Source organism: Nocardioides sp. 1609, from assembly GCF_004522105.1.
Classification (GTDB): domain Bacteria; phylum Actinomycetota; class Actinomycetes; order Propionibacteriales; family Nocardioidaceae; genus Nocardioides.
The window spans coordinates 208,081-234,380 of record NZ_SPUJ01000006.1 but is presented as its reverse complement, the minus strand read 5'-3'; the positions used below and the strand labels follow the sequence as shown (position 1 = coordinate 234,380).

Below are 26,300 nucleotides of genomic sequence, written 5' to 3'. Positions count from 1 at the left end.
ACGATCGGCCCATGAGCTCCGAGGTCGCGCTGACGCCCGGACCGCACGACGACGAGCCGGCCGAGCACCGCGGGGGCCTGGCCCGGCGGCTCAACTGGCTCCGCGCCGGCGTCCTCGGCGCCAACGACGGCATCGTCTCGACCGCCGGGATCGTCGTCGGCGTCGCCGGCGCGACCTCCGACCGGAGCGCCATCGTCGTCGCCGGGGTGGCCGGGCTGGTCGCCGGCGCGGCGAGCATGGCGGCGGGGGAGTACGTCTCGGTCTCCACCCAGCGCGACTCCGAGCGCGCCCTGCTGCGCCAGGAGGAGCGCGAGCTGCGCGAGGAGCCCGAGGAGGAGCTCGCCGAGCTCGCCGGGCTGTACGTCGAGCGCGGCCTCGACCCGGACCTCGCGCTCGAGGTGGCCCGCCAGCTCACCGACCGCGACGCGCTCGGGGCGCACGCCGAGGTCGAGCTGGGCATCGACCCCCACGACCTCACCAGCCCGGGGAGCGCCGCGCTCGCCTCGATGGTCGCATTCACCCTGGGGGCGCTGCTGCCGCTGGCGACCATCTCCCTCGTCGACGCCGCGCTGCGGGTCTGGGTGACGGTGGTGGCGGTCGCCGTCGCGCTCGCGGTCACGGGGTTCGCCAGCGCCCGGCTGGGCCACGCGCCGCCGGGCCGGGCCGTGGCCCGCAACGTCGCGGGCGGGTTCTTCGCGATGGCCGCGACCTACGCCGTCGGCTCGGTGCTCGGCACCCGGATCGGGTGAGCCGCCGGTGACCCGCATGTTCGTGGCGGTGCTGCCCCCCGACGGCGCCGTGGAGCACCTCGTCGAGCTCCTCGAGCCACGTCGCGAGCACGGTGCCTTCCGCTGGACCTCGCCCGAGCAGCTGCACGTCACGCTCGCCTTCCTCGCCGACGTGCCCGACCACGCGCTCGACGCACTCGTGGAGGGCCTCGCCGCCGCCGCGGCCCGCCGGACGCCGTTCGAGGCGCGGATCGCCGGCGGCGGGGCCTTCCCCGACCCGGCCCGGGCGAAGGTGCTGTGGGCCGGTCTCGACCTCGGCGTGGCCGCCCGCGACGAGCTCGAGCGGGTCGCCGTCGGCGCCCGGGCCGCCGCCAACCACGCCGGTGCCGCCCCGGACGGCCAGCGGTTCCGGCCCCACGTCACCCTGGCCCGGCTCGGGCGCCCGCAGGAGGTCTCGCGGTGGGTCCGTCTCCTCGACGCCTACGCCGGACCCACCTGGACCGTCGACCGGATCGGTCTCGTCGCCTCGCACCTCGGCGAGGGTCCCCGTCGTCGTCCTCGTCACGAGCTGGCCGTCGAGCTCCCGCTGGGGTAGTCCCGGACGATCGGCCCCGGTTCGCTGCCGAAGGTGGGGCCGATCGTCCGGGACTACCCCGGCCGCGGGGTGATCGGCGTCACCCGGACGGGAGCGCGGTGGCCTAGGTTGGCCGTCGTGAGGATCGCAGTGGTGAGGGAGACCCGGGAGGGCGAGACGCGGGTCGCGCTGGTGCCCGAGCTGGTCGGCAGGCTGTCCGCGCTGGGGTACGACGTCGTGGTCGAGCCGGGTGCCGGCGAGCGTGCCCTCCTCGCCGACGCCGAGTACGTCGCCGCCGGGGCCGGCCTCGACCCGGACGCCGTCGACGGCGCCGACCTCGTCGTGTCGGTCCAACCGCTCGACCCCGGCACGGTCCGGCGGCTCCGGCGCGGCGCCACGACGGTGTCGTTCCTCCCGGTCGCCCAGGAGCTCGGGCTGGTCGCCGACCTGCGCGACCTCGGCATCACCAGCCTCGCGATGGAGCTGGTGCCCCGCATCTCGCGCGCCCAGTCGATGGACGCGCTGAGCTCGCAGAGCCTGGTCAGCGGCTACCGCTGCGCGGTGGTCGCCGTCGGCCTGCTGCGCCGGTTCTTCCCGCTCAACATGACCGCGGCCGGCACCGTGCAACCCGCCGAGGTCGTCGTCCTCGGCGCCGGGGTCGCCGGGCTGCAGGCGATCGCGACGGCGAAGCGCCTCGGTGCCGTCGTCCGCGCCTACGACGTGCGCGCCGCGGCCGCCGAGGAGATCCGCTCGATGGGCGCCAAGGCCATCGAGCTCGACCTCGAGACGCTCGACGGCGCCGGCGGCTACGCCCGCGAGATGAGCGAGGACCGTGCGGCGCGGCAGCGCGAGCTGCTGGCGCCCTACATCGCGAACGCCGACGCGCTGATCACCACCGCCGCCGTCCCGGGGCGCACGGCGCCGCTGCTGGTCGAGGCGGCGACGATCGAGCAGATGCGCCCGGGCTCGGTGGTCGTCGACCTCGCCGCCGACAGCGGCGGCAACGTCGAGGGCGCCGTCGCCGGCACGATCGTCCGGATCGGGCACGCCCAGGTGTGGGGCGGGCGCAACGTCCCCTCGCAGATGCCGGGGCCGGCGTCCCGGCTGTACGCCCAGAACATCGTCAACCTCGTCACGCTCCTGACCCGCAGCGGGGCCGACGCCGACGAGGGACCCTCGCTCGACCCCGACCTCGACGACGAGATCCTCGCCGGCGCCTGCGTCACCCACGACGGCGTCATCCGCCACGAACCCACCCGGCTCGCCCTCGAGGGCGACCCGGCGGAGGACCCCGCATGAGCACCCCACGACGTTCTCCAGCTCCCCCGCTCCGCTCCGCCGCCGAACAACGACGAGGGGACCCCGCATGAGCACCCCACGACGTTCTCCAGCTCCCCCGCTCCGCTCCGCCGCCGAACAACGCCGAGGGGACCCCGCATGAGCACCCCACGACGTTCAGCTCCCCCGCTCCGCTCCGCCGCCGAACAACGCCGAGGGGACCCCGCATGAGCAACGACGTCACCTGGCTGACGTACTTCGTCCTCAGCGTCTTCGTCGGCATCGAGGTGATCGCCAAGGTCTCCTCGACGCTGCACACCCCGCTCATGTCGGGCGCGAACGCCATCCACGGGATCATCCTGCTCGGCGCGATCCTCGTCGCCGGCGACGCCGACGGCTTCGCGCTGGTGGTCGCGCTGGTGGCGATCGTGCTCGCGGCGATCAACATGGTCGGCGGGTTCGTGGTGACCGACCGGATGCTGCAGATGTTCACCCGCAAGCCCGCCGCGAAGAGGCCCGTCGAGGGCGGGGGCGCCTGATGCCCACCTGGGCCGAGGTCGTCTTCCTCGTCTGCGCCGTCGGGTTCATCCTCGCCCTCAAGGGGCTGTCGGGTCCGAGGACCGCCCGCACGGGCAACCTCGTCGGCGCCGGTGCCGCCGTCGTCGCGTGCGTGGTCCCCTTCTTCTACGCCGACCTCGACAACGTCGCCCTCATCCTCGTCGCGATCGCCGTCGGCACGGTGATCGGGGCCGTCGGCGCCCAGCGCGTGCAGATGACCCAGATGCCGCAGATGGTCGCGCTGTTCAACGGCGTCGGGGGTGGCGCGGCCGCGCTCGTCGCGCTGCTCGAGCTCGAGCACTTCGCGGACGCCGCTGCGGTGGGCGTCGACGTCGACGCCGCCTACCTCGTCGCGACGGCGTTCACGATCCTCGTGGGGGCGGTGTCCTTCTCGGGCTCGGTGATCACCTTCGCCAAGCTCCAGGACCTGATGACGTCGCGCCCGGTGGTCTTCCCCGGGCTGCCGTTCGCCTTCGGCGGAGCGTTCCTCGCGGGGCTCGTCGTGTCCGGCGTGGTCGTCGACGAGCCGGTGATGTGGGCCGGCATCGTGCTCGCCGTGCTCGGCCTGGCGCTCGGCGTGCTGCTGGTGCTGCCGGTCGGTGGCGCCGACGTCCCGATCGTGATCTCGCTGCTCAACGCCTTCACCGGCCTGACCGTCGCCGCCGGCGGCTACGTGCTGCAGAACACCGTGCTCCTCGTCGCCGGCACCCTGGTCGGTGCCTCGGGCACGTTCCTGACCCTGCTGATGGCCAGGGCCATGGGCCGCTCGGTGTCCAACATCCTCTTCGGCGCGCTCAAGGGCGGCTCGACCCTCGGCGCCGGCGAGGCCTCCGACCGGCCGGTGCGCAGCGCCGGGCCCGACGACGTCGCGATCCTGCTCGGGTACGCCGAGAAGGTGATCGTCGTGCCCGGCTACGGCCTGGCCGTGGCCCAGGCGCAGCACACGCTGCGCGAGCTCGTCGAGGTGCTGCTCGCCCGCGGCACCGAGGTCGACTACGCGATCCACCCGGTCGCGGGCCGGATGCCCGGCCACATGAACGTGCTGCTCGCCGAGGCCCAGGTGCCCTACGAGCAGCTCAAGGAGATGGACGACATCAACGGCGAGTTCCGCCAGACCGACGTCGTCCTGGTCGTCGGTGCCAACGACGTCGTCAACCCGGCCGCCCGCACCACCCCGAGCGCGCCGATCTACGGCATGCCGATCCTCGACGTCGACCAGGCGCGCCAGGTCGTCTTCCTCAAGCGGTCGATGCGACCCGGGTTCGCCGGGATCGAGAACGAGTTGCTCTTCGAGCCGACCACGACGCTGCTCTTCGGCGACGCGAAGGACACCCTCGGCAAGCTGCTCGCCGCGACCAAGGCGCTCTGAGCCCGGCGGCCCGACGGACCCGACGGGTTGTCAGACAAGGAACAGCGACGGTCCGAGGTCGGTTCAGGGGACATGACCAACACACCGACCAAGATCGTCTACACCGCCCGCGCGTCGATCACCGGCGGCCGCGCCGGCCACGCCAGGTCCGAGGACGGCGTCCTGGACCTCGACCTGACCGCCCCGAAGGAGACCGGCGGGCCGGGCACCGGCACGAACCCCGAGCAGCTGTTCGCCGTCGGCTACGGCGCCTGCTTCCAGGGTGCGCTCGGCCTGGTCGCCAAGAAGGCCGGCGTCGACACGTCCGGCTCGACCGTCGACGTCGCGGTCGGCTTCGGCCCCGAGGGTGACTCCTTCGCCATCACCGCCGACATCACCGCGACCATCCCGGGTGTCGACGACGCGACGGCGCAGGAGCTCGTCGAGGCCGCTCACCAGGTGTGCCCCTACTCCAAGGCCACCCGCGGCAACGTCCCCGTCACCGTGACCGGCAAGGGCGCCTGAGCCCCCAGCACCGGGACGACCCAGCAGCACTCAGGACCGGGCGTCGGAGAGAGCCTCACGCAGGCCGATCCGGCGCCCGGTCTGCAGCAGGGTGCGCTCGTAGACCGCAGCGCCGACCCGCACGAAGAGCACGGCCGCGCCCACCGTCGTGAGGACCGCGACGCCGAGCTGCCACAGCGGGACGTGCCCCTCGGCCAGTCGCGACGGCATCATCATCGTGGAGACGATGGGCAGCATCGAGACGACGGTCTTGACGCCCTCGCCGGCCAGCACCGAGACGAGGTACGGCGCGAACAGGATCATCTGCAGCGGTGCCGTCGTGGCGCCGAGGTCCTGCTGGCGGCCGGCCAGCGAGCCGGCGATCGACCAGAACCCGGCCAGCGCGACGAAGCCGAGGACGAAGAACACCACGTACCAGCCGATCGCGGGTCCGACGACGCCGAGGGCGTGCGCGTTGCCGGTGGCGAGCAGCGCGACGACGCCGACCGCCGCCAGCAGCACGGTCTGGCCGATCGCCAGGACCGAGGTGCCGATCACCTTGCCCCACAGCAGCGTCCGGATCGGGACCGCGGCCGCGAGGATCTCCACGACCCGGCTCTCCTTCTCCTGGGTCACCGACGAGGCGATCTGCATCCCGAACGTCAGCGCGGTGACGTAGAAGAGCAGCACGAAGACGAACGACGCCCCCGTGCGCAGGCCGGCGTCCTCGGCGTCGGGGTCGAGCAGCCGCTGGCCGACCTGGGTGCCGGCCGCGAGGGCCTCCAGGTCGACGTCCTGGGCGGCGGCGTTCTCCGCGGTGACGCTCTGCGAGACGGCGGCCCGCAACGCCTCGCCGAGCACCGGCTCGACCTCGCCGTCACCCACCAGCTCGTAGCCGTCGTCGGTGGCGAGCAGGGCGGCGTCGACGTCGCCGTCGCGCACCGCCCGCTCGGCGCCGGCGGCGTCGCCGTAGCTCTTGCTCCTCAGCTCGGTGCCCTCCTCGAGCGTGCCGGCGATCCCCGACCCGGTGTCGACGAGGCTGCTGCTCGCGCTGTCGACGACCGCGACGTCGTAGGTCTCCTCGCCGTCGGGGAACAGCGTCACCGCGACGACGATCGCGACCAGGCCGAGCACGAGCGCCGCGACGGAGAGCCGGAACGCCTTGCTGCGCACCTGGGTGCTGACCTCACGGGCCGCGACGACCCGCCAGAGCCCGGTGGTCCGGGCGCTCATCGGGTGACCTCCCGGAAGATCTCGGACAACGGCTGGCGCACGCGCGCGACCTCCTGGACCGGCCCGCGGGCCACGGCGGCGGACACCAGCTCGGAGGGGGACAGCCCGTCGAGGCTGACCACCGCGGTGGACCCGTCGACGTCGTCGACGGTGATGCCGCGCAGGTCGCGCAGCCAGGAGGCCTCGACACCGTCGTGGACCACGCGGTAGCGGTCCGCGCCGCGGTCGCGGAGCGCCGCGACCGTGCCGGAGGCGACCACGCGGCCGCGCGAGAGCACGACCAGGTCGTCGCACAGCCGCTCGACGAGGTCGAGCTGGTGGCTGGAGAACAGCAGCGGGAGGTCGCCGGCCTCGGTGCGCAGCAGGTCGATCATCGAGTCGACGGCGGTGGGGTCGAGCCCGGAGAAGGGCTCGTCGAGCACCAGCGCGGCGGGCCGGTGCACCAGGGCCGCGGCGATCTGGACCCGCTGCTGGTTGCCGAGCGACAGGTCGTCGAGGACGTCGTCGCGTCGCTCCTCCAGCCCGAAGTGCCCGAGCAGCGCAGCCGCTCGCGCGGCCGCGTCGGCGGTGGCGAGCCCGTGCAGGCGCGCGAAGAACACCAGCTGCTCGTGCAGCTTCATCCGCGGGTAGAGGCCGCGCTCCTCCGGCATGTAGCCGAAGGACCGGCGCGCCTCGGCGGTGATGGGGGCGCCGTTCCAGAGCACCTCGCCCGCACTGGCCCCCAGGACGCCCATCAGCATCCGCATCGTGGTGGTCTTGCCGGCGCCGTTGGCCCCCACGAAACCGGTGACCCGGCCGGGCGAGACCGTGAACGAGACGTCGTCGACCACCGTCGTCGAGCCGTAGACCCTGCTCAGCGAGCGCGCTTCCAGCATGCCGTCAACGTAGGGGACGGCCGGTCGGCCGGTCCTGCCCGGCCCGACGGGTCAGCCCGCGACGCCGTACAGCCGGTCGCCGGCGTCGCCGAGGCCGGGCACGATGTAGCCCTTCTCGTTGAGCCGCTCGTCCATCGCCGCGGTGACCACGGTGACCGGCACCTCGAGGTCCTCGAGGGCGCGCTCGAGGTTGTCGCAGCCCTCGGGGGCAGCGAGCAGGCAGATGCAGGTGATGTCGTCGGCGCCGCGGTCGGTGAGGAAGCGGATCGCGGCCGCGAGGGTGCCGCCGGTCGCGAGCATCGGGTCGAGCACGTAGCACTGGCGCCCGGACAGGTCCTCGGGCAGCCGCTCCGCGTACGTCGAGGCCTCGAGCGTCTCCTCGTTGCGCACCATCCCGAGGAAGCCGACCTCGGCGGTCGGCAGCAGCCGCATCATGCCGTCGAGCATCCCGAGCCCGGCGCGCAGGATCGGCACGACCAGCGGCTTCGGCGTCGCGAGCGTCACGCCGGTCATCGGCGCGACGGGCGTCACGATGTCGTCGGGCACGACGCGCACGTCGCGGGTCGCCTCGTAGGCCAGGAGCGTCACCAGCTCGTCGGCGAGGCTGCGGAAGGTCGGGGAGTCGGTGCGCTCGTCGCGGAGCACGGTCAGCTTGTGGGCCACCAGCGGGTGGTCGACGACGTGGGTGCGCATGGCCGAACCCTAGACCGTCACCGGCGTGCTCCCGCGCGGTCGTGGCGCCGTGGTCGTGGTGGTGCGCCGAAAGGGGTTGACCCCACCCGGCGGCACCCCGACCCTGGTGACATGGCCGAGACGCTCGACGAGGTCGACTTCGCCCTGGCCGCCTACCGCGACGACGGCGCCTGGGTGGTGCAGGAGCTGGCGCACGACCTCCCGGCCGACGTCAGCACGCTCAGCGAGGCGTTGCGGCGCTTCGACGGCGACGGCGGCGCGATCGGGCTGATCGCCATCGACGACGACTTCTTCCTGGTGCTCCGGGTCGAGACCGGACGCACCCGCCTGCTCCTCTCCGACATCACCGCGGCCGGTGAGTGGGACCTCGCCGACACCGCCGTCGAGTTCCTCCGCCTCCCGCAGCCCGACGACGACGACCAGCAGGCGCCGGCCGGCGACCTCGACCTGCTCGCGGACCTCGGTCTCGACGCGGTCGCGTTCGAGGCGATGCTCGACGACCCCGACCTCTACCCCGACGAGCTGCTCTCGGACGTCGCCCGGCTGCTCGGCTTCGGCACGCTCTTCGACGACGTCGTGGGCCTCGCCCCGGCCTGAGCGACGCCGACCGGGGGCCGGGTCGCCCCGACCGGCGGCGCTCGCACCGGCATGGATGATGGACCGGTGAGCAGCCACCACTGGGACGACGCGATGGGGGTCGCCCTCGAGGAGGCTCGAGCGGCGCTGGCCACCGGCGACGTGCCGATCGGGGCGGTCGTGCTCGGGCCGGACGCAGCGGTGCTGGGACGCGGCCGCAACGTCCGCGAGGCCGACCACGACCCCACCGGCCACGCCGAGGTCGTGGCGCTGCGCGAGGCCGCCCGGACGATCGGCGCCTGGCGGCTGACCGGCTGCACCCTCGTCGTGACGCTCGAGCCGTGCACCATGTGCGCCGGAGCGGCCGTGCTGGCCCGGGTCGAGCGGGTCGTGTTCGCGGCCCACGACGACAAGGCGGGCGCCGTCGGGTCGCTGTGGGACGTCGTCCGCGACCGCCGGCTCAACCACCGGCCGGAGGTGGTCGCCGGGGTGCTCGCCGCCGAGTCGGCCCTGCTGCTCACGGACTTCTTCGGCGGACGCCGCTGAACCGACCCCGCCGATGACTCCGGCGGGCCCGCCGGGTCAGCACGTGGCATGAGCGACCTGCTGGACCTCACCGCCACCGCCCGCGAGCTGGCCCGCCTGGTGCGCGGCACCCGCGACGACCAGCTGGACGACCCGACGCCGTGCCCGGCGTACACGGTCGCCGACCTGCTCGACCACGTGCAGGGCCTGACGATCGCCTTCACGCGGGCCGCGACCAAGGAGCCGATGACCGGCGACGCGGCACCGAGCGGGGACGCCTCGAGGCTGCCGGCCGACTTCCGGGACCGGATCGCCGCCGGGCTCGACCTGCTGGCCGCTGCCTGGGCGGAGCCGTCGGCGCACGAGGGGCGCACCACGGCCGGGCCGGTCGAGATGGCCGCGCCGGAGGCGGCTCTCGTGGCCCTCGACGAGATCACCGTGCACGCCTGGGACCTGGCGGCCGCGACGGGTCAGCGGTACGGCGCCGACCCCGCCGCCGTCGCGGCCTGCACCGGCTTCGTGGCGTCGTTCGTGCCACCCGTGGGTGGTGTCGCCGACGACGACGGCCCGGGTCTCTTCGGACCGCCGGTCGCGGTGGCCGACGACGCGAGCCCGCTCGACCGGCTGCTGGGCCTGACCGGTCGCGACCCCGGCTGGCGCGGGTAGTCAGGTCACAGGTCGGCCTCCGCCTCGGCGGCCGAGGCGACGCAGAACTCGTTGCCCGCAGGATCGGTGAGCGTGACCCACCGGAAGTTCTCGTCGCCGCGTCGGGCGACGAGCCCGGCCCCGGCCGCGAGCAGCCGGTCGACCTCGGCGTCGAGGTCGGTGGCGGTGAGGTCGAGGTGCAGCCGGTTCTTGCCGGGGGTGGGTGCCTCGTCGACCTGGAAGGCGAGCCGGACCGGGCCGGCCACCACCATGACGTAGCTGCCGTCGAAGGGATCCACGACGTCGCCGCCGACCTGGGCGGCCCACCAGGAGGCGAGGCCCTTCGGGTCGGGGGTGTCGCAGGTGACCATGGCGAGGGTGAGTGTCATGGCACCACGCTAGGGCGGACCACCGACGGGCGACCACGGACGGAACCGGGGCACCGCTGTGAGGGCCGGCCGACACCCCATGAGCCGACCGGCCCCTCGCAGGCTCAACGACGGGGGCGGCGTGGGGTCACGCGCCGATCCGATTTCCCCCGCTCGTCGGTGCTCCGGTAACCTTCCCGGCGGTGGCGTGTCCGAGCGGCCGAAGGTGCATCACTCGAAATGATGTGTGGGGCAACCCACCGTGGGTTCAAATCCCACCGCCACCGCCAGCCAGCACGACCGGCTCCCGACCCGCACCCGCGGGTCGGGAGCCGTCGTCGTTCAGTCGTCGCCCTCGCCGTCGTCCTCGTCGTCGCCCTGGCCGTCGCGCCGCTGCTCGGCGGGGCTGGGGGCGAACTCGACCTCGACCCGCTCGAAGCCCTTGACCCGCTGGGCCTTCGCGAGGTCGGTGTAGGAGCGCTTGTCGGCATCGGTGAGCACGACGTTGTCGGTGAACGGCGTCAGGAGCGTGCGCGGGTGCAACCGGTCGACCAGGACGACGTTGAGCTCGAGGCAGAGCAGGATGGTCACGGCCGCCAGGTAGAGGAAGGCGAGCAGGCCCAGCACGACGGCGAAGACCCCGTTGGTGGCGCTCGCGCCGTCGATGGTGTGGCCGACGTAGGCGACACCGACGTACTGGAGGGCGAGCCAGGCGAGCGCGGCCGCCACGGCGCCCGGAAGCACCTCGCGCCACGAGAGGTCGCGCGCCGCGGGGGCGTAGCGGAAGACGAAGGCGAACGTCGCGGTGTGGATGGCCACGGTGCCGAGCAGCACGGCGACGCTGGACAGCGGGCCGACGAAGGTGGCCGCCCGGACGAGCCCGGCGAGCGCGGTGGTGCCGAGGACGTCGACGCCGATCACGCTGAGCAGGACGATGCTGCGCCCGCGCGCCACGACCGGGTTGCCGCGCACGTTGCGCGGCACGGTCCAGGCCGTGTTGCTGGCGTTCTGCACCGCCATCCCGACGCCCATGGCGCCGTACAGCGCGCCCGCGAGCCCGACGACGAGGCCGGTCACCCCGCCGCCGAGGCCCTGCGGGGTCTGCAGGTCGTCGCCGACGAGCGGCAGCTGGGCCAGCGCCGAGTCGAGCACCCGTTGTTGCAGCTCGGGGTCGCCGGACAGGACGAGCCCGAGGATGGTCGAGGCGAGCAGCAGCAGCGGGAAGAGCGAGACGAAGGCGTAGTAGGTGATCTGGGCGGCCAGCTGCGGGCCGCTGTCGTCGACGTACTTGTAGATGATCGAGATCGGCATCCCGACCACGCGGTGGCGCTGCTGGAAGCGGTCGACGCGGCCGACCACGCCGCCACCGCCGCCGTCATCGCCGCGATCGCCGCCAGGGGTCGACTCGGATGACCGCGATCCGGTCGAGCAGACCTCCGCCGGCTCGTCGTGCCGACGGCCGCCTCCCGTGCCTGCCATGACGCCGTCCTCTCGTGGTGCGGAACACCGTAGGCGAGCGACCCCGCCCCACCGGGCGACGCGTGCCGACGACGCAGGCCGCAGGTGAATTTACAACGTAAGCAGGTGGTCCGGGGGAGGAGGGGAGTCCATCGGCCGGCGCTCGGGACGACGAACGGCGGCGCCGAGGCTCAGACCAGGTTGGGGTCGCCCTCGACGACGTCGACGAACTCGATGGCCACGTCGGCCGTGGTGAACCCGGGGTCGGCGCCGACGAGTGCGGTGACCTCGACCAGGACGTCGTCACGGACCGCCGAGGCCAGCGCCACGAGGTCGACGCCGTACGCGCCGACCAGGCGCAGCTCGACCGCGGCCAGCCGGTCGCCGTCGGTGCGCAGCTCGATGCCGGCGGGTGCGTGGGTGGCGTCGCGCTGCAAGAGCCGGCGCAGGGCGGCGACGACGACGCGCGACGACACGAACGTCCTCGATCCGTCGGTGCTCCCGGGGTCCGGCGTCGCGTGGCTGTCGGTGTGGACCAGGATCGGGGTGGCCGGCGTCCCCAGGGAGCGCACGCCCGACATGATCGACGCCGACACCTCGGGCCACCGGTCGATCGGTTCGTCGCGCGCGGCGTGGGTCGCGCGGTCGAGTGGGTCTAGCGCCATCGAGCCATCCTCTCCGCTAGTGTCCGCCGGCCGCGGTGCAGGTGCCCGCGGACGCTGCCGACCGGCAGTGCGAGGGCCTCGGCGATCTCGTCGTAGCTCAGGCCCTCGACCTCGCGGAGCAGCCAGGCGGCGCGTTGGTGCCACGGTAGTTCGTCCAGGGCCGCCTGCAACGCCGTCAGGAGCTCGGCGTCCAGGACGTGCTGCAGCGGGTTGTCCTGCGCGGGCCGCACCATCCGCGACAGCAGGTCGTCGTCGATCGGGGTCGGGCGACGGTGCCGCTGCAGGTCGACGGCCCGCCGGTGGACGAGCCGGAACAGCCAGGTCCTGAGGCTGGACCGTCCCGCGAAGGTCTCCAGGCTCCTCCAGGCCGAGATGAACGCCTCCTGGGTGACCTCCGCGGCGTCCGCGTCGCTGCCGCCCACCAGGCGGCGCGCGTAGCGGTACATGCCGGGACCATGGCGGTCGACGAGGAGCTGGAAGGCCTCCTCGTCGCCCACCCGCGCCGCTCGCACCAGGGCGGCGTCGGAGGGCCCGTCCGCCGCCGTCGAGGTCACGCGCACATCGTGACGCGCCTCACCGGCCTCGGAACCACCCCGACAGGCGTCCCGCGCCGAACGAGTGGTGCCGGTCCCGGCGGTCCACGACGGACGCGCTGTGACGCAGGACACGCCACGGGCCGCGTGACGACCAGCGCGGTCGGCACGACCAACCACCGACATGAACGCAACGAGAGGACAGAGCATGAGCGAGAAGCAGGCCACCAGCACCCGGACCGAGGTCGCGACCCGGCCCGAGAGCTCCGGCGTCCTCGTCTCCGACCAGGGCCGCACCGCGATCGCCGACACGGTGGTCTCGAAGATCGCCGGCATCGCGACCCGCGAGATCAGCGGGGTCCACGACCTCGGCGGCGGGACCGCGCGCGCCGTCGGCGCGATCCGGGACCGCATCCCGGGCTCGCGCACCAACCTCAGCCAGGGCGTCGGCGTCGAGGTCGGGGAGCGTCAGGCCGCGGTCGACCTGGACATCGTCGCCGAGTACGGCGTCTCCATCGCCGACCTCGCCGTCGCCATCCGCCGCAACGTGATCGGCTCCGTCGAGCGGATGACCGGCCTCGAGGTCACCGAGGTCAACATCACCGTGCACGACGTCTTCCTCGACGACGGCACCGACAACGGCGAGGCCGACGCCCCGCGTGTCGAGTGACCCGGTGAGCAGTCAGGCCGGCGACGTCGCGGACGTCGCGGAGCCCGACCCGGCGGACCGGGTCGCCGCGGCCGTCCTGGCCGTGCCCGGGGTCCACGGGCTGCACGCCGGCGTGCACGGCGAGGTGGCGACCTACCTCCCCGGACGGCGGGTCAACGGCGTCCGGGTGCGCGGCCCGGGATGGGACGTCCACGTCGTCCTCGCGTGGGCCGCGCCGGTCGCCGACACCGCCGAGCTGGTCCGTCGGTCCGTGCGCGGCCTGGTGGGCGGCCCGGTCGACGTGACCGTCGAGGACGTCGCGCCACCCACGGTGCTCCCGGGGCCGACGCCGTGAGTGAGCCGCAGCGCGAGGTCCGGGCGCGCAGGCGGGCGCTGGCCAAGCAGCACCACCCGGACCTCGGGGGCGACCCGGCCGAGTTCGTGCGTGCCATGCGGGGCCTGGGGGGCTCCGCAGGGGACGACGGGCCGGCCGCGGTCGCCCCGCACACCACCACCGTCGCGGTCTCCCGGGCCGTCCGCACCGTCCGGCGGGTCCGCGGGTCCGCCACCACCCTCGTCGCCACCGCCCGGCGGCGCCTACCCCGGTCGTTCCCAGGCTCACGCCGCTACGGCCACCTCTGAAGGAGACCACCACATGACCACCTCCACGATCGGCCTCATCGCCGGGCTGCTGCTGACGATCGCCATCGTCGCCGGTGGCTTCACCGGGTTCCTCCTGGCTGTCGTCCTCGGGGGTGTCGGCTACCTCGTCGGCGGTCACGTCGACGGGGAGCTCGACCTCGCAGCGCTCGTGCGAGGACGTCGTGGCTGAGCCGGCCGTCGAGGGGACGGTCGGCTCAGCCACCCCCGACGAGGTCCGCCCCGACGAGCGCGGCACCCTCGAGGTGCGCGTCCGGGCGATCCAGCACGTCGTCGAGCAGACCGTGCTGAGCACCCCCGGGACCGTCGCCCACCGGACCGCGCTGGGCCGCCTCCGGGGCTCGAACAGCCCGCGCGCCGACATCACGATGCAGGGCCGCAGCGCCCGCGTCGCCGTCGACGTCGCCTGCGTGTGGCCCTGTCACGTGGCCGGGATCGCCGCCCGGGTCCGCGACACCGTGCGGGCCGAGGCGGCCCGCATCACCGGTGTGCACCTGCACACCGTCGACGTCACCGTCCACACCCTCGGCCCCGCCGAGGTCGACCAGGAGAGGAGGCGGGTCGAGTGACTGCCCCGACCGACCGCACCCCGCCCCGCGCCCGTCCCGCCGCGGCCCTCGTCGCCCCCGTGCTGGCCGCCGTCGTCGTGGCGCTCGCCGTCGTGGCCGTCCGCGACCTCGCGGTCGACCGCGGCTGGGCCGGCGGCACCTCGTGGTCGCGCGACCTGGTCGACTCCGTCGACGGCCTGACCGCGAGCACCGCGCTCACGGTCGCCGGACTCGCCACCGCCGTGGTCGGGCTGGTGCTGGTCGTGGCCGCGCTCCTCCCGGGTCGACGGACCCACCTGCGCGGCTCCTGCTCCGCCGACCTGTGGCTCTCGCCCGGCGCCGTCGCGGCGCTCGCGCAGACCGTCGCCGACCGGGCGCCCGGCGTGATCTCGGCCGAGACCACCCGGGTCGGACGTCGCCGCGTCACCGTCGAGGTCGTGGCCCGCGAGGGCGAGGCCGGCGTGGCCGACACCGTGCGCACCGCTCTCGACAGCGGCCCGGGCGCACTCACCACCGCCGCGGTCGGGATCCGGCTCAAGGAGGTCCCACGATGACCCGCCGCCTGCTCCTGCTCGACCGGCTCGCCGTGCTCGTGGTCGGGCTGGCCCTGGTGGCCCTCGGCCTGCTCCTCGCCGACTGGCAGCACGGCTGGGTCCTGCACCTGGGCGACCGGGTCGACACCGGCCCCCTCGACGACGTCCTGGACGCCGCGTGGTGGCCGTGGGCCCTCGCCGCCCTCGGCGTCGTGGTCGGTCTCGCCGGGCTGACCTGGCTGCTGGCGCACCTGCGCCGCAGCGGACCGTCCACCCTGCGGTTGCGGACCAGCGACGCGACCGGCCGCGTCGAGGCCGACCTGGCGTCGACGGCGGCGGCCGCGGCGCAGCGTCTCGCCACGCTGGCCCCGGTCACCGGTGTCCGCGGCACCAGCCGCACCGTGCGCTCCCGCACGGTCCTGGAGCTGCGCGGACACGTGGACCCGGCAGCCGACGCGGCCACCCTCACCGAGGCGGCCGAGGTCTGTGCCGCCGACGTCGCCGCGGCGTTCCCCGACGACGACGTGGCGTGCCGCGTCGTCCTCGACGCGCCACGACGCCCCCGGACCGGACGCAGCACTCGCGTGCGCGTCCGCTGAGCGGCCGATCCCCGGTTGCTCGCACCACCCATCCACCAAGGACGAAGGAGAACACCATGGGAATCGCGGACAAGGCCAAGAACGCCGCCCAGGACGCGCTCGGCAAGGCCAAGGAGGCCGTCGGCGACGCGAAGGGCGACGACCAGCTGAAGGCCGAGGGCAAGGCCGACCAGGGCGAGGCCACGGCCAAGAACAAGGTCGAGGACGTCAAGGACGTCTTCAAGGGCTGATCCCTCGCCCCGAGTAGGGCCGACCGACGGGCTCTCGGGCCCGTCGGTCGGCGGCGCCTCGGCGCCCTGGTCAGCTCAGAGCAGGGCGCCCGGGTTGAGGATGCCCTGCGGGTCGAGGGCCGCCTTGACGCGGCGGTTGAGCTCGAGCGCGTCCGGTCCGAGGTAGTCGGCGAGCCACGGGCGCTTGAGGCGGCCAACACCGTGCTCGCCGGTGATGGTGCCCCCGAGCCGGATCGCCAGCCGCATCACCTCCCCGTAGGCCGCCTGGGCGCGGGCGGACTCGTCGGGGTCGGCCGCGTCGAAGACGATCAACGGGTGGGTGTTGCCGTCGCCGGCGTGCGCGATGACCGCGATCGTCACCGCGCGGTCCCGGCTGATCTCCGCGATCCCGCGCACCAGGGCACCCAGCTCCGGCAGCGGGACGCCGACGTCCTCCAGCAGCAGGGAGCCCTTCCTCTCCATCGCCGGGATCGCCATCCGCCGGGCGACGACGAAGGCCTCGCCGACCGCCACGTCGTCGGTGGCGAAGACCTCGACGGCACCGTGGGCCTCGCAGTCGGCGGTGATCTCGGCGACCTCGAGCGCGGCGTGCTCGGCCGGTTCGTCGGTCTGGATGACGAGCATCGCCTCGGCCGTGCGGTCCAGGCCCATCCGGGTCTCGTCCTCCACGGCGTTGATCGTCACCCGGTCCATCAGCTCGAGCATCGAGGGCCGCATCCGGCGGGTGATGGCGAGGACGGCGTCGGTGGCGCCGTCCAGCGTCGGGAACGTCGCCACCAGCGTCGAGGGCGGCCGCTGCGCCGGCACCAGGCGCAGCACGACGCGGGTGATGATGCCGAGCACGCCCTCGCTGCCGACGAAGAGCTTGGTGAGCGAGAGGCCGGCGACGTCCTTGAGCCGCGGGCCGCCGAGCTCGACCGCGGTGCCGTCGGCCAGGACGACGGTCAGGCCGAGCACGTAGTCGGTCGTCACGCCGTACTTCACGCAGCAGAGCCCGCCGGCGTTGGTGGCGACGTTGCCGCCGATCGAGCAGATCTCGTAGGACGACGGGTCGGGCGGGTACCACAGGCCGTGCTCGGCGGCCGCCGCCTTGACCTCGGCGTTCAGCAGCCCGGGCTCGACGACCGCGGTCCGGGTGACCGGGTCGACCTCGATCGCGCGCATCCGCTCGGTCGCGACCACCAGGCAGCCGTCGACCGCCGACGCGCCGCCCGACAGGCCGGACCCCGCGCCGCGCGGGACGACCGGGACGCCGTGCGCCGCGGCGTACCGCACGGCGGCCTGGACGTCGGCGGTGCACGTGGCGCGGACGACGGCCAGCGGCACCCCGGCCCCGGGGTCGTGGGCGCGGTCCCACCGGTAGCCGGCCATCCGGTCGGGGTCCTCGACGAGGGCGCCGGCGGGCAGGGCGTCCCGGAGGGCGGCGAGGTCGGGCGGCGTCGTCTCCATGGTGAGGACTGACGTTCCTACAACCCGGGCGTCCCGACAAGGGACCGGGCGGCGCCCGGACGCCGCCCGGACGCCGTGCGGACGCCGTGCGGACGCGGTTCGGACGCGGTGTGGCCCGGTGCGAGGATGGCGCGATGAGCTGGTTCGCCTCACCCACCGACGCCTCCGCCCGGCTGCACGAGGCCGGCTACCTGGCCGACGGGGCGACGTCCACGACGTCGTACCTCGCCGGCGCGCTCGAGAAGCCGCTGCTCGTCGAGGGCCCGGCCGGGGTGGGCAAGACCGAGCTCGCCAAGGCGGTGGCCCGCGCGACGGGCGCCGAGCTGGTGCGGCTGCAGTGCTACGAGGGCCTCGACGAGGCGCGCGCCCTCTACGAGTGGAACTACAAGAAGCAGCTGCTGCGCATCCAGGCCTCCGAGGGCAAGGAGTGGGACGCCACCCACGACGACATCTTCACCGAGGAGTTCCTGCTGACCCGGCCGCTGCTGACCGCGATCCAGCGGGAGACGCCCACGGTGCTGCTGATCGACGAGGTGGACAAGACCGACGTCGAGGTCGAGGGGCTGCTGCTCGAGGTGCTCTCCGACTTCCAGGTCACCATCCCCGAGCTCGGCACGGTCACGGCCACCCGACGCCCCTTCGTCGTGCTGACCTCGAACGCCAGCCGCGAGCTGTCCGAGGCGGTCAAGCGTCGCTGCCTCTACCTGCACCTCGACTACCCGGACGCCGAGCGGGAGCGGGAGATCGTCGCCTCGCAGGTCCCCGGGCTCGACGACCGCGTCACCGCGCAGCTGGTCGCCACCGTCGCCCGGCTGCGCGAGCTGGAGCTGAAGAAGGCGCCCTCCATCGCGGAGTCGGTCGACTGGGCCCGCACCCTGGTGGCCCTCGAGATCGGCGACCTCGACGCGAAGGCGATCGCCGACACGCTCGGCGTCATCCTCAAGCACCGCAGCGACCACGACCGCGCGGTCAAGGAGCTGAAGCTCGCCCGATGAGCACGCGCAGCGGACTGGTCGACCGGCACATCGCCTTCGTGGAGGCGCTGCGCGGCGCCGGGCTGTCGGTCTCCCTGGCCGAGGACCTCGACGCCGTCGCCGTGCTCGGCGCGCTCGACTGGACCGACCGCGACGTCGTCCGCGAGGGGTACGCCGCGTCGCTGGTCAAGCGGCAGGCCCAGCGGCCGACGTTCGAGGCGCTCTTCGACCTGTACTTCCCGCGGATGGTCGGCGGCGGCGTGGCCTCGCTCGACCCGGAGGCCGGTGACACCGCCGACGACGAGGCCTCGCCGGTGCGCGACAACGCCGCCGCGCTGGCCGCCTTCCGCGAGCAGCTCGCCGAGGCGCTGGCCGCCGACGACCGGCAGCGGCTGCAACAGCTGGCCGCCGAGATGGTCGGCCGGTTCGGTGCCATGCCCGGGCGCGGTCCGGGGCTGTCGTCGTGGTCGGCGTACACGGCGCTGCAGCGGGTGGCGCCGTCGGACCTGGTCGCGCAGGTCGTCGCGGGGCTCCTCGCCGAGGGGCTGACCGAGGAGGAGGCCCAGCGCGGCGCGGGTCGCCGCGTCGGTGCGTTCACCGCCCAGGTCGAGGCCGACGCCCGCCGCCGGATCGCGGAGGAGAAGGGCGCCGACCACGTCGCGAACGTCGCCCTGCGCCCCAGCATCGAGCGGCTCGACTTCATGGCCGCGCGGCGCTCCGACCTGGAGGAGATGCGCCGCGAGATCTACCCGCTCGCCCGGCGGCTCGCGACCCGCCTGACCAAGGAGCAGCACGCCCGCCGTCGCGGACCGCTCGACTTCCGGCGCACCGTGCGCGCCTCGATGTCGACCGGCGGCGTCCCCCTCGTCACCCACCACCGCCCGAAGCGACCGCACCGCACCGAGCTGGTCGTGCTCTGCGACGTCAGTGGCTCGGTGGCCAACTTCGCCCAGTTCACCCTGCTGCTCGTCTTCGCCCTGCGCGACCAGTTCCAGAAGGTGCGCGCGTTCACGTTCATCGACCAGGTGCACGAGGTGACGCCGTACTTCACGCCGGGCGCCGACATCGTCGACGTGATGAGCGACCTGGCCGCCTCCACCACGCAGGCCGCGCTGTGGGGGCGCACCAACTACGGCCGCGCGCTCGGTCGGTTCGCCGAGGAGCACCCCGACGCGGTCGGCCCGAAGACGTCGTTGCTCGTCCTGGGCGACGCCCGCTCCAACTACAGCGACCTCAACGAGGCGGTCCTCGAGGAGCTCGCCGGCACCGCCCGGCACGCCTGGTGGCTCAACCCGGAGCACCGCCGGCACTGGGGCACCGGCGACTCCGCCGCCGCGGCGTACGGCGACATCGTGCCGATGGTCGAGTGCCGCAACCTGACCCAGCTCGCGGAGTTCGTGCACGACCTGACCGCCTGAGCGCGCGACGGCACCTCCGGTCGACGGGCTGAGCAGCGGGGGGGTTGGGCCGGGGGTCTCGCTGGCGCTCGCTCGCTCAACCTCTGGGGGTCGAGCGCGCTCGCCGACCTCGGGGCGGGCTACCCGGCGAGGTAGCCCATCGCGGTGATCCGGGCGATCTCCTCCACGAGGGCAGGGTGGTTCGCGGCGTCGGCCGCGCGGCCGCCGTCGACGTAGCCGTCGGCACCGCCGTCGTAGACGACGGTGACGCGGTTGGAGGCGCCGGAGTTCATCAGCGAGCCGAGCAGCGCGACCGGGTCGGAGCGGTCCTCGAGCGACAGCATCCGGGTCGACTCGGGGATCCGCGGCACGTGGGCCGAGGGCGCGCCGGTGGTGACGACCTGGTCGATCACGAACCGCGGCGACGCCGGCGCGGCCGCGACCTCGGCCGCGGTCACGCCGCCCTGGGCCGAGCCCACGAGCATCACCCGGGCGTCGGCGTCGGAGCCGATCGCCTGCTCGATGCTGCGGATCACGTGCCCGGCGTACGACGAGTGGTCGCCGCCCACGAGGCGCAACCGTCCGCCGGTGCCGCCGTCGGGGCCGTGGAGGTAGGCGATGTAGCGGCTCGGCGCGACGGAGCGGACGACGACGGTGGTGCGGGTCTCGTGCAGCGCGGTGAGCAGCTCGGTGAGGTTGCGGGGGGCGCCGCCGGGTGCCGGTGCGGTGGCGGCGTCGGGAAGCTCGGTCGCGGCGTCGACCAGGCCGCCGGCGACGTCGCGCAGCGAGGCGGCGAAGGTGCACGGGAACGGCTCGACGTCGATCGCGCGGAGCCCACCCCGGCCGGCCAGCCGGCCGTGGTCGCCGGAGAGGATCCCGGCGGTCAGCAGCGCGCGCATCCGCAGGCCGTCGAGCAGGCCACCCCCGCCGCTGGTGACGTGCTCCATCAGCTCGGGGTTGGAGTCGGCGAGCTCGTTGAGGTAGGCCGCGACGCCGTCGCGGTCGAGCGCGTCGGTCTCGATCAGGCCGGCGGACACGATCGCGCCGCCGAGCGCCACCTCGGGCGCGAGGTAGCCGATCGCCCGGCCCGCGATCGACCCGAGCGTCTTGTACGCCGCGATCTGCAGCTCGTCGATCCACCGGTAGGTGAGCACGGTCGCGCGCAGGACGAGCGCGTCCGCGTCGAGCTCGATCGAGCGCGACAGCAGGCCGTGCTTGCCCGTGGTGGCCGCCCGGACGTCGTCCTCGACCTGCGCGTGGGTCGCCGGGGAGAGCGGGGCCGACTCGGCGAAGGCCGGGTCGGCGACGACGTCGGCGCCGAGCTGGGCGCGCTGGCGCATCTCCTCGCCGGAGGCGTCGAAGAGGGAGGCCAGCCGCATCATCCGGTCGTAGCGGTCCGCGAGGTCGGCGGCCTCGGAGTCGGTGGCCGGCACCTGGCGCTGCTCGGCGGCGGCGGCCGCGACCACCGAGGCCTGGCTGGTGGGGTCGTCGTCGGGGCGCCCGGTCACGACGCCACGTCCGCGAGCACGGGGGCGAGGTCGACGGCGAGCTCGGTCGGCTGGACCGCGCGGATCTCCACCCGGGTCCGCCCGTCGGACTGGTGCGGGTGCAGGGTGCGCCAGCCGTCGGCCAGCAGGACCCACGACCGGACGCCGACGACGGAGGTCGGCTCGCTGGAGACGTCGGCGACCAGCACCCGCAGCCGGCCCTGCGCCTCGGCGCCGAGCGCCTGCAGGAGCCCGGGCACCTCGGCCGCGGGGAACGGCCGGCCGTCGGCGTCGACGACCTGGTCGGCGTGCTGGGCGGTGAGCACCTGCAGCACGTCGCTGCGACCGCTCGCCCCGGCCTCGACGGCGGCGTCGGCCAGCTCGTAGGGCAGGTCGAGGTACGACGGCACCGACGACTCGCGCATCGCGAGGTCCTCGGGGACGACGCCGACCCGGCCCAGCTCGTCGGGCCACGCCGCCGTCGGGAACCACGCGAGCTCGAAGACGATGCCGTCGCTGGTCGCGAGCGTCGCGACCGCGTCGTCGTTGGCGCGGTGCCAGGCCTTGACCTGCACGGCCTCGACCGACACGTCGATGTCGAGGGCGTAGGTGGGGGTCGCCAGCAGGCCGACCGCGCCGGCGAGCCCGTCGTCGACCACGCCGTCGACGAGCAGGCCGCGGCGGACCAGCGAGGTCTCGGGGTCGTGCAGCGCCGCGACCGCGGCGAGGTAGGCCTGGTCCTGGGCGCTGCCGCGACTCGCGCCGAGACGGTTCTCGAGCGACGGCGAGCCGTCGGCCCCGTCGGGTGCGTGCACGTCGAACGGCAGCGGCGCCCCGCCGGCGCGCTCGGCGACGAGCTGGAGCTCGGGCAGGGTCAGGGCCACCCGGCGTGGCAGTGCGTCGAACAGCGAGGACGGCGGCGGGGCCGGCGTGCTCAGGTCGATCGTGGTCACGGGAGTCCTGTCGGGCTGGTCGGGTCGGGTTCTCAGAGGCCGGGCAGCTCGACCGCGAGCCAGTCGCGGTGCCCGCTCGGCGGCGGGTCGAAGGCGGCCAGGACGACGTCGTCGTGGTCGGGCTCGATCCTGGCCCGACCCGGTGCGCCGTCCGCGTCGGCGTTCGCCTGCTCGATCCGGGCGAGTCGCGTGCGTGCCTCGGCGACCAGGTCGGTCGCTCGTCGTTCGACCTCGGCGATCGCGTCCTTCGCGGCGTCGACCTCCAGCAGGTGCTTGTCGAGGGCGTCGGCGGCGGCGTCGTGGTCGGCGGCGGCCGCCCGCAGGTGGGTCGCCCGCTCGGTGACCCGGACCCGCATGGAGTCGGCCGCCCGTCCGGACCACCCGACGACCTCGGTGTGGGCGACGAGCTGGTCGGCCATCGTGCGGATGTCGGTCGCCTGCTCGCGCAGCTGGTCGGCGCGGCGGCGCATCACGTCGGTGTCGCCGTACATCGGTGGTCCTCCCGTCGCGGCCCGGTCGCCCGGCCCCTTCCCTGCACCGCCCCGGACGAAACCGGGACGGACGCCTCCGACCGTACCGCCCCGCCCGGCTCCGGAGTCAGGGCGCGAGGACGGGGGCGAGGCGGGCGAGGGCCTCGACGATGCGGGACTCCGGCCCGGCGAAGGAGAACCGCACGAACCGGCCCCCGTCGACGGTGTCGAAGTCGACCCCGGTCGCGAGCGCGACCCCGGTCCGCGCGAGGACGTCGTGGGCGAAGGCCATCGAGTCCGACGTCAGGTGCCCGACGTCGGCGTAGGCGTAGAACGCGCCGTCGGCGGGCGCCAGCCCCGTGACGCCGAGGCGCGCGAGGCCGTCGAGGAGGAGCCGCCGGTTGCCGGCGTACCGGGCGACGTGGCCGTCGAGCTCGGCGTACGCGTCGTCGCCGAACGCCGCCACGCACGCGCGTTGGGCCAGCACCGGCGGACAGATCGTGAAGTTGCCGGCGAGCACGTCGACCGCGCGCCGCAGCCGCGCGGGCACCAGCATCCAGCCGATCCGCCACCCGGTCATCGAGAAGTACTTGGAGAACGAGCAGAAGACCACGGCCTCGCGGCTGGTCTCCCAGGCGCTCCGGGCCAGCCGCTCCTCGCCGGCGAGGGGGTACTCGATGCCGTGGTAGATCTCGTCGCTGATGAGCTGGACGCCGTTCTCCTCGCAGTACGTCGCCAGCGCCGCCAGCTCGCTCGGCAGCAGCATCGTGCCGGTCGGGTTCGCCGGGCTGGCGACGACGAGCCCCTTCAGCCCGCCCGGCGACGCGGCGAGCTCCGCGACCTGGTCGACCGTCGGCTGGAAGCGGGTCTCGGGACCGGTCGCGACCTCCACGACCTCGCAGCCGAGCGCGGCCAGCACGTTGCGGTAGCAGGGGTAGCCCGGTCGCGCGATCGCGACGCGGTCGCCCACCTCGAACGCCGCCAGGAACGCCAGCAGGAACCCGCCGCTGCTGCCCGTGGTCACCACGACCTCGTCGGGGTCGACGTCGATGCCCCGGGTGCGCCGGTGGTGCCCGGCGATCGCCTCCCGCAGCTCGCGGATCCCGGTGGCCGGCGTGTAGCCGAGCGGCTCGCCGGAGCGCAGCAGCCGCACCGCCTCGTCGTTGACCGCCCGCGGCGCCCCGGTGCTCGGCTGCCCGGCCAGCAGGTCGACGAGGTCGCCGTGCGCCCGCTGCCGCTCGGCACCTGCCGCCAGCAGGTCCATGACGTGGAACGGCGGCACGTCCGCGCGCTGCGCGGCCTGCATCCGGGCGAGTCGGCTCACGGCCGGAGCCTACGGGCCGAGGCGTCGGACGGGGCCTCGGACGGGGCGTCGGTGCCGTGGCAGCAATTCGACGTACATCGGCATCCCTGCCACTGGTGGCAGCATCTCTCCGAGCGCATGATTACTGACATGACCCTCTTCATCGTCCTCGCCGCCATCGCGGTCGTCGCCCTCGTGGGCGCCGTCCGCTCCGTCCTCCACGACGGGCCCGCGCGCCCGCCCCGGTCCCACGCCGTCGACCCCGACTTCACGACCCCGTCCAGCACCGCCCACCTGCGCCGTGCCGCCTGACCCGGCGCCCGACGACCACCGGGCAGCACCCACCCCGCACGGCCGACGGCCCGGACCCCCGCTGGGGGCCGGGCCGTCGTCACGACGTGAGCAGGTCGGCGGCCGGTAGCCTCCCCGGGTGCACTACACCCAGTACGACACCCGGGTCGCGACGTACGCGCTGATCGTCGACGACCAGGATCGGATCCTGCTGACCTGGTGGAACGGCGAGGGCCGACGCACACCCGGGTGGAGCCTGCCGGGCGGCGGCGTCGACCTCGAGGAGGGCCTGGAGGAGTCGCTGGTCCGCGAGGTCCGCGAGGAGGCCGGCTACGACGTGGTCGTCGGCGCCCCGGTGACCACCCACTCCTGGTTCCGCTACGACGAGCCACGACCCTTCAAGGCGGTCCGGGTGATCTTCGACGCGACGATCGTGGGCGGCGTCCTGGGCACCCTCGAGGTCGGCGGCTCCACCGACTTCGCGCAGTGGATGCCGATCGCGGACGTGGCGGCCCAGCCGAGCCGCGCCGAGATCGTCGACGTGGCCGTCTCGGCCCACCTCGCCCGCACCGGTCGTGGCGGCGGCGACCGTTAGACTCCGAGCCCGCCACCCCGACGGCCCGAGGTGACATGACCGCCGCTCGACGCGCACCGTCCCCCCAGCGGTGCGCCCTCGTGCCGGGCGAGCCCGCATGACCTTCGACCTGCACCAGTTCGACCAGTTCGTCCTGATCGGGTCGGTCGTCACGTTGGCGGCGATCCTGGCCGTGCGGCTCTCCAGCCGGGCCGGCCTGCCGAGCCTGCTGATCTACCTGCTGATGGGCGTGGTCCTCGGCGAGTCGGTCATCGGCATCGACTTCGAGGACGCCGAGCTGGCGCACGCGCTCGGCTTCGGCGCGCTGGCGATCATCCTGGCCGAGGGTGGTCTCACCACGAGCTGGCGCGAGGCCCGGCCCGCGATGCGGCTCGGGCTGTCCCTGGCGACCGTGGGGATCGCGGTCTCGGTCGCCGTGGTCGCGGTCGGCTCCCACTACCTGCTCGGGCTCCCCTGGGAGCTGGCGGTGCTGCTCGGAGCGGTCTGCTCGCCGACCGACGCGGCGGCGGTGTTCTCGGTGCTGCGCGTGGTACCGCTGCCGAAGCGCCTGATCGGGTCCCTGGAGGCGGAGTCGGGTCTCAACGACGCCCCCACCGTCGTGCTCGTCACCCTCATCTCCACCGGGGCGGTCGCCGACCAGGGCGTCCCGGCGATGCTCGCGATCATCGCCTTCGAGCTCGTCGTCGGCGTGGCGTTCGGGCTGGGGGCCGGCTTCGGCGGCGCCTGGTTGATGCGGCGGGTCGCGCTGCCGTCCTCCGGCCTGTACCCGCTGGCCGTGCTCTGCCTGGCCTTCCTGTCGTACGGCGCCGCGGTCGCCGTCCACGCCAGCGGGTTCGCCGCGATCTACGTCGCCGCGCTGGTGCTCGGCAACGCCGACCTGCCGCACCGCGGGACGACCCGGTCCTTCGCGGAGGGCATCGCGTGGCTCGCCCAGATCGGGCTGTTCGTGATGCTCGGGCTGCTGCTGTCGCCGGCCCGGATCGGGCTCGACGTCGTCGTCCTGGCCGTCGCGGCCGGGCTGATCCTCACCTTCGTGGCCCGACCGATCTCGGTGGTCGTGAGCAGCGTGGTCCAGCCCATGCCCTGGCGTGAGGTGACGTTCCTGTCGTGGGCCGGCCTGCGCGGCGCCGTCCCGATCGTGCTGACCACGATCCCGCTCGCCGAGGGGGTCGACGACGCCGAGAAGCTGTTCGACATCGTCTTCGTGATCGTCATCGTCTACACGCTGCTGACCGGCCCGACGCTGCCGGTCGTCGCCCGGATGCTGGGCGTCGACCGCCAGTCGGAGGCTCGCGACCTCGACCTCGAGGCCGCCCCGCTCGAGCGGGTGCAGGCCGACCTGCTCCAGATCACCATCACCCCGCTCTCGCACCTGCACGGCGTCGAGGTCGGCGAGCTGCGGCTGCCGAAGGGCGCCTCGGTGTCCCTGGTGATCCGTGCGGGCGAGACGCTGGTGCCCGAGCGGCGCACGGTGCTCAAGCACGGCGACGACCTGCTCGTGGTCACCCCGCGCAAGCTGCGGGAGAAGACCGAGGAGCGGCTGCGCCAGGTCAGCGCGAAGGGCCGGCTCGGTCACTGGCTCCAGGACTGAGGCGGGAGCG

At 74.3% G+C, this 26,300-nt stretch carries 34 protein-coding genes and 1 tRNA gene; 23 read left to right on the top strand and 12 right to left on the bottom strand.

Translation table 11 applies throughout. The features are described 5' to 3' along the window. Nucleotides 1-11 precede the first annotated feature (11 nt). The 6 genes from E4623_RS18040 to E4623_RS18015 all read left to right on the top strand — a co-directional run bounded on the left by E4623_RS18040 (nt 12) and on the right by E4623_RS18015 (nt 5,011). Complete coding sequence (locus E4623_RS18040) at nt 12-749, top strand: VIT family protein (protein WP_134767946.1); 738 nt, start codon at nt 12-14, stop codon at nt 747-749. Between the two features lie 16 nt (nt 750-765). Beyond that, nucleotides 766-1,323 (top strand): RNA 2',3'-cyclic phosphodiesterase, encoded by a 558-nt coding sequence (thpR, locus tag E4623_RS18035; protein ID WP_134768080.1) that lies wholly within the window; start codon nt 766-768, stop codon nt 1,321-1,323. Nucleotides 1,324-1,455: 132 nt separating this feature from the next. After that, nucleotides 1,456-2,601 carry an NAD(P) transhydrogenase subunit alpha gene (locus E4623_RS18030; protein ID WP_245155160.1) on the top strand — a complete coding sequence of 382 codons (1,146 nt, stop codon included), beginning with the start codon at nt 1,456-1,458 and terminating at the stop codon, nt 2,599-2,601. A 206-nt stretch (nt 2,602-2,807) separates the two neighbouring features. Then, the gene (locus tag E4623_RS18025) at nt 2,808-3,119 is read left to right on the top strand and encodes an NAD(P) transhydrogenase subunit alpha (protein WP_134767944.1); all 312 of its coding nucleotides are present in this window, start codon (nt 2,808-2,810) and stop codon (nt 3,117-3,119) included. After that, nucleotides 3,119-4,507: an NAD(P)(+) transhydrogenase (Re/Si-specific) subunit beta gene (locus E4623_RS18020; protein ID WP_134767943.1), complete on the top strand. Its 1,389-nt coding sequence runs from the start codon at nt 3,119-3,121 to the stop codon at nt 4,505-4,507. The genes E4623_RS18025 and E4623_RS18020 overlap by 1 nt, the downstream gene beginning before the upstream one ends. A 72-nt stretch (nt 4,508-4,579) precedes the next feature. Next, a complete protein-coding gene (locus E4623_RS18015) occupies nt 4,580-5,011 on the top strand; it encodes an organic hydroperoxide resistance protein (protein WP_134767942.1) in 432 nt (143 codons plus the stop codon). Nucleotides 5,012-5,041: 30 nt separating this feature from the next. On the opposite strand, the gene E4623_RS18010 is transcribed toward E4623_RS18015, so the two are convergent. The 3 genes from E4623_RS18010 to upp are packed head-to-tail and all read right to left on the bottom strand — an operon-like array spanning nt 5,042 to nt 7,791. Further along, nucleotides 5,042-6,223, bottom strand: a complete 1,182-nt coding sequence (locus E4623_RS18010) for an ABC transporter permease (RefSeq protein ID WP_134767941.1) — start codon at nt 6,221-6,223, stop codon at nt 5,042-5,044. After that, a complete protein-coding gene (locus tag E4623_RS18005) occupies nt 6,220-7,098 on the bottom strand; it encodes an ATP-binding cassette domain-containing protein (protein WP_134767940.1) in 879 nt (292 codons plus the stop codon). The genes E4623_RS18010 and E4623_RS18005 overlap by 4 nt, the downstream gene beginning before the upstream one ends. A gap of 51 nt (nt 7,099-7,149) precedes the next feature. Continuing rightward, the gene (gene upp, locus E4623_RS18000; protein WP_134767939.1) at nt 7,150-7,791 is read right to left on the bottom strand and encodes a uracil phosphoribosyltransferase; all 642 of its coding nucleotides are present in this window, start codon (nt 7,789-7,791) and stop codon (nt 7,150-7,152) included. A gap of 111 nt (nt 7,792-7,902) precedes the next feature. Between upp and E4623_RS17995 the strand changes: the two genes are divergently transcribed. The 3 genes from E4623_RS17995 to E4623_RS17985 all read left to right on the top strand — a co-directional run bounded on the left by E4623_RS17995 (nt 7,903) and on the right by E4623_RS17985 (nt 9,558). Then, nucleotides 7,903-8,388, top strand: a complete 486-nt coding sequence (locus tag E4623_RS17995; protein WP_134767938.1) for a tRNA adenosine deaminase-associated protein — start codon at nt 7,903-7,905, stop codon at nt 8,386-8,388. Between the two features lie 93 nt (nt 8,389-8,481). Next, nucleotides 8,482-8,913, top strand: a complete 432-nt coding sequence (locus E4623_RS17990) for a nucleoside deaminase (RefSeq protein WP_134768079.1) — start codon at nt 8,482-8,484, stop codon at nt 8,911-8,913. Nucleotides 8,914-8,961: 48 nt separating this feature from the next. After that, nucleotides 8,962-9,558 (top strand): TIGR03086 family metal-binding protein, encoded by a 597-nt coding sequence (locus tag E4623_RS17985; protein WP_134767937.1) that lies wholly within the window; start codon nt 8,962-8,964, stop codon nt 9,556-9,558. Nucleotides 9,559-9,563: 5 nt separating this feature from the next. Here E4623_RS17985 and E4623_RS17980 read toward each other — a convergent pair whose 3' ends face one another. Next, a complete protein-coding gene (locus tag E4623_RS17980) occupies nt 9,564-9,926 on the bottom strand; it encodes a VOC family protein (RefSeq protein WP_134767936.1) in 363 nt (120 codons plus the stop codon). Between the two features lie 181 nt (nt 9,927-10,107). On the opposite strand from E4623_RS17980, the gene E4623_RS17975 reads away from it, so the two are divergent. After that, nucleotides 10,108-10,195 (top strand) — tRNA-Ser (locus tag E4623_RS17975). 52 nt (nt 10,196-10,247) lie between these two features. Here the strand turns inward: E4623_RS17975 and E4623_RS17970 are convergent. From E4623_RS17970 to E4623_RS17960, 3 genes are all read right to left on the bottom strand, one after another. Further along, nucleotides 10,248-11,384, bottom strand: coding sequence for a YihY/virulence factor BrkB family protein (locus E4623_RS17970; RefSeq protein WP_134767935.1), 1,137 nt, complete (start codon nt 11,382-11,384; stop codon nt 10,248-10,250). A gap of 170 nt (nt 11,385-11,554) precedes the next feature. After that, nucleotides 11,555-12,028: a hypothetical protein gene (locus tag E4623_RS17965; RefSeq protein WP_134767934.1), complete on the bottom strand. Its 474-nt coding sequence runs from the start codon at nt 12,026-12,028 to the stop codon at nt 11,555-11,557. After that, nucleotides 12,019-12,582 (bottom strand): sigma-70 family RNA polymerase sigma factor, encoded by a 564-nt coding sequence (locus E4623_RS17960; protein WP_245155159.1) that lies wholly within the window; start codon nt 12,580-12,582, stop codon nt 12,019-12,021. Before E4623_RS17960 ends, E4623_RS17965 begins: the two co-directional genes overlap by 10 nt. Before the next feature lie 187 nt (nt 12,583-12,769). Between E4623_RS17960 and E4623_RS17955 the strand changes: the two genes are divergently transcribed. The 8 genes from E4623_RS17955 to E4623_RS17920 are packed head-to-tail and all read left to right on the top strand — an operon-like array spanning nt 12,770 to nt 15,780. Then, nucleotides 12,770-13,231 carry an Asp23/Gls24 family envelope stress response protein gene (locus E4623_RS17955; RefSeq protein WP_134767932.1) on the top strand — a complete coding sequence of 154 codons (462 nt, stop codon included), beginning with the start codon at nt 12,770-12,772 and terminating at the stop codon, nt 13,229-13,231. A gap of 4 nt (nt 13,232-13,235) precedes the next feature. Beyond that, nucleotides 13,236-13,565 carry a hypothetical protein gene (locus E4623_RS17950; RefSeq protein WP_134767931.1) on the top strand — a complete coding sequence of 110 codons (330 nt, stop codon included), beginning with the start codon at nt 13,236-13,238 and terminating at the stop codon, nt 13,563-13,565. Beyond that, nucleotides 13,562-13,852, top strand: coding sequence for a hypothetical protein (locus tag E4623_RS17945; RefSeq protein WP_134767930.1), 291 nt, complete (start codon nt 13,562-13,564; stop codon nt 13,850-13,852). Before E4623_RS17950 ends, E4623_RS17945 begins: the two co-directional genes overlap by 4 nt. A gap of 13 nt (nt 13,853-13,865) precedes the next feature. Further along, nucleotides 13,866-14,042, top strand: a complete 177-nt coding sequence (locus E4623_RS17940; protein ID WP_134767929.1) for a DUF2273 domain-containing protein — start codon at nt 13,866-13,868, stop codon at nt 14,040-14,042. Beyond that, a complete protein-coding gene (locus E4623_RS17935; RefSeq protein WP_167736735.1) occupies nt 14,035-14,439 on the top strand; it encodes an Asp23/Gls24 family envelope stress response protein in 405 nt (134 codons plus the stop codon). The genes E4623_RS17940 and E4623_RS17935 overlap by 8 nt, the downstream gene beginning before the upstream one ends. Further along, complete coding sequence (locus E4623_RS17930; protein ID WP_134767927.1) at nt 14,436-14,972, top strand: DUF6286 domain-containing protein; 537 nt, start codon at nt 14,436-14,438, stop codon at nt 14,970-14,972. Before E4623_RS17935 ends, E4623_RS17930 begins: the two co-directional genes overlap by 4 nt. Continuing rightward, the gene (locus tag E4623_RS17925) at nt 14,969-15,550 is read left to right on the top strand and encodes a hypothetical protein (protein ID WP_134767926.1); all 582 of its coding nucleotides are present in this window, start codon (nt 14,969-14,971) and stop codon (nt 15,548-15,550) included. The genes E4623_RS17930 and E4623_RS17925 overlap by 4 nt, the downstream gene beginning before the upstream one ends. A gap of 56 nt (nt 15,551-15,606) precedes the next feature. Then, nucleotides 15,607-15,780 (top strand): CsbD family protein, encoded by a 174-nt coding sequence (locus E4623_RS17920; protein ID WP_134767925.1) that lies wholly within the window; start codon nt 15,607-15,609, stop codon nt 15,778-15,780. Nucleotides 15,781-15,855: 75 nt separating this feature from the next. Here E4623_RS17920 and E4623_RS17915 read toward each other — a convergent pair whose 3' ends face one another. Beyond that, nucleotides 15,856-17,229: an FAD-linked oxidase C-terminal domain-containing protein gene (locus tag E4623_RS17915; RefSeq protein WP_134767924.1), complete on the bottom strand. Its 1,374-nt coding sequence runs from the start codon at nt 17,227-17,229 to the stop codon at nt 15,856-15,858. 134 nt (nt 17,230-17,363) lie between these two features. Between E4623_RS17915 and E4623_RS17910 the strand changes: the two genes are divergently transcribed. Both E4623_RS17910 and E4623_RS17905 read left to right on the top strand, forming a co-directional pair. Beyond that, complete coding sequence (locus tag E4623_RS17910) at nt 17,364-18,224, top strand: MoxR family ATPase (RefSeq protein WP_134767923.1); 861 nt, start codon at nt 17,364-17,366, stop codon at nt 18,222-18,224. Beyond that, nucleotides 18,221-19,621 carry a VWA domain-containing protein gene (locus tag E4623_RS17905; protein WP_134767922.1) on the top strand — a complete coding sequence of 467 codons (1,401 nt, stop codon included), beginning with the start codon at nt 18,221-18,223 and terminating at the stop codon, nt 19,619-19,621. Before E4623_RS17910 ends, E4623_RS17905 begins: the two co-directional genes overlap by 4 nt. A 119-nt stretch (nt 19,622-19,740) precedes the next feature. On the opposite strand, the gene E4623_RS22780 is transcribed toward E4623_RS17905, so the two are convergent. The 4 genes from E4623_RS22780 to E4623_RS17885 all read right to left on the bottom strand — a co-directional run bounded on the left by E4623_RS22780 (nt 19,741) and on the right by E4623_RS17885 (nt 23,834). Then, nucleotides 19,741-21,108: a hypothetical protein gene (locus tag E4623_RS22780; RefSeq protein ID WP_167736733.1), complete on the bottom strand. Its 1,368-nt coding sequence runs from the start codon at nt 21,106-21,108 to the stop codon at nt 19,741-19,743. After that, on the bottom strand, nt 21,105-22,040 hold the full coding sequence (locus E4623_RS17895; RefSeq protein WP_134767921.1) for a hypothetical protein: 936 nt from the start codon (nt 22,038-22,040) through the stop codon (nt 21,105-21,107). The genes E4623_RS22780 and E4623_RS17895 overlap by 4 nt, the downstream gene beginning before the upstream one ends. A gap of 32 nt (nt 22,041-22,072) precedes the next feature. Beyond that, on the bottom strand, nt 22,073-22,531 hold the full coding sequence (locus E4623_RS17890; protein ID WP_134767920.1) for a hypothetical protein: 459 nt from the start codon (nt 22,529-22,531) through the stop codon (nt 22,073-22,075). 106 nt (nt 22,532-22,637) lie between these two features. Beyond that, entirely contained in the window at nt 22,638-23,834 is a 1,197-nt protein-coding gene (locus E4623_RS17885; protein WP_245155158.1) for a pyridoxal phosphate-dependent aminotransferase, read from the bottom strand. A gap of 129 nt (nt 23,835-23,963) precedes the next feature. Between E4623_RS17885 and E4623_RS22775 the strand changes: the two genes are divergently transcribed. The 3 genes from E4623_RS22775 (at nt 23,964) to E4623_RS17875 (ending at nt 26,290) form a co-directional block, all read left to right on the top strand. Then, nucleotides 23,964-24,125: a hypothetical protein gene (locus E4623_RS22775; RefSeq protein ID WP_167736732.1), complete on the top strand. Its 162-nt coding sequence runs from the start codon at nt 23,964-23,966 to the stop codon at nt 24,123-24,125. 118 nt (nt 24,126-24,243) lie between these two features. After that, a complete protein-coding gene (locus tag E4623_RS17880; protein WP_134767919.1) occupies nt 24,244-24,699 on the top strand; it encodes an NUDIX domain-containing protein in 456 nt (151 codons plus the stop codon). Between the two features lie 97 nt (nt 24,700-24,796). Continuing rightward, nucleotides 24,797-26,290, top strand: a complete 1,494-nt coding sequence (locus E4623_RS17875; protein WP_134767918.1) for a potassium/proton antiporter — start codon at nt 24,797-24,799, stop codon at nt 26,288-26,290. Nucleotides 26,291-26,300 lie beyond the last annotated feature (10 nt).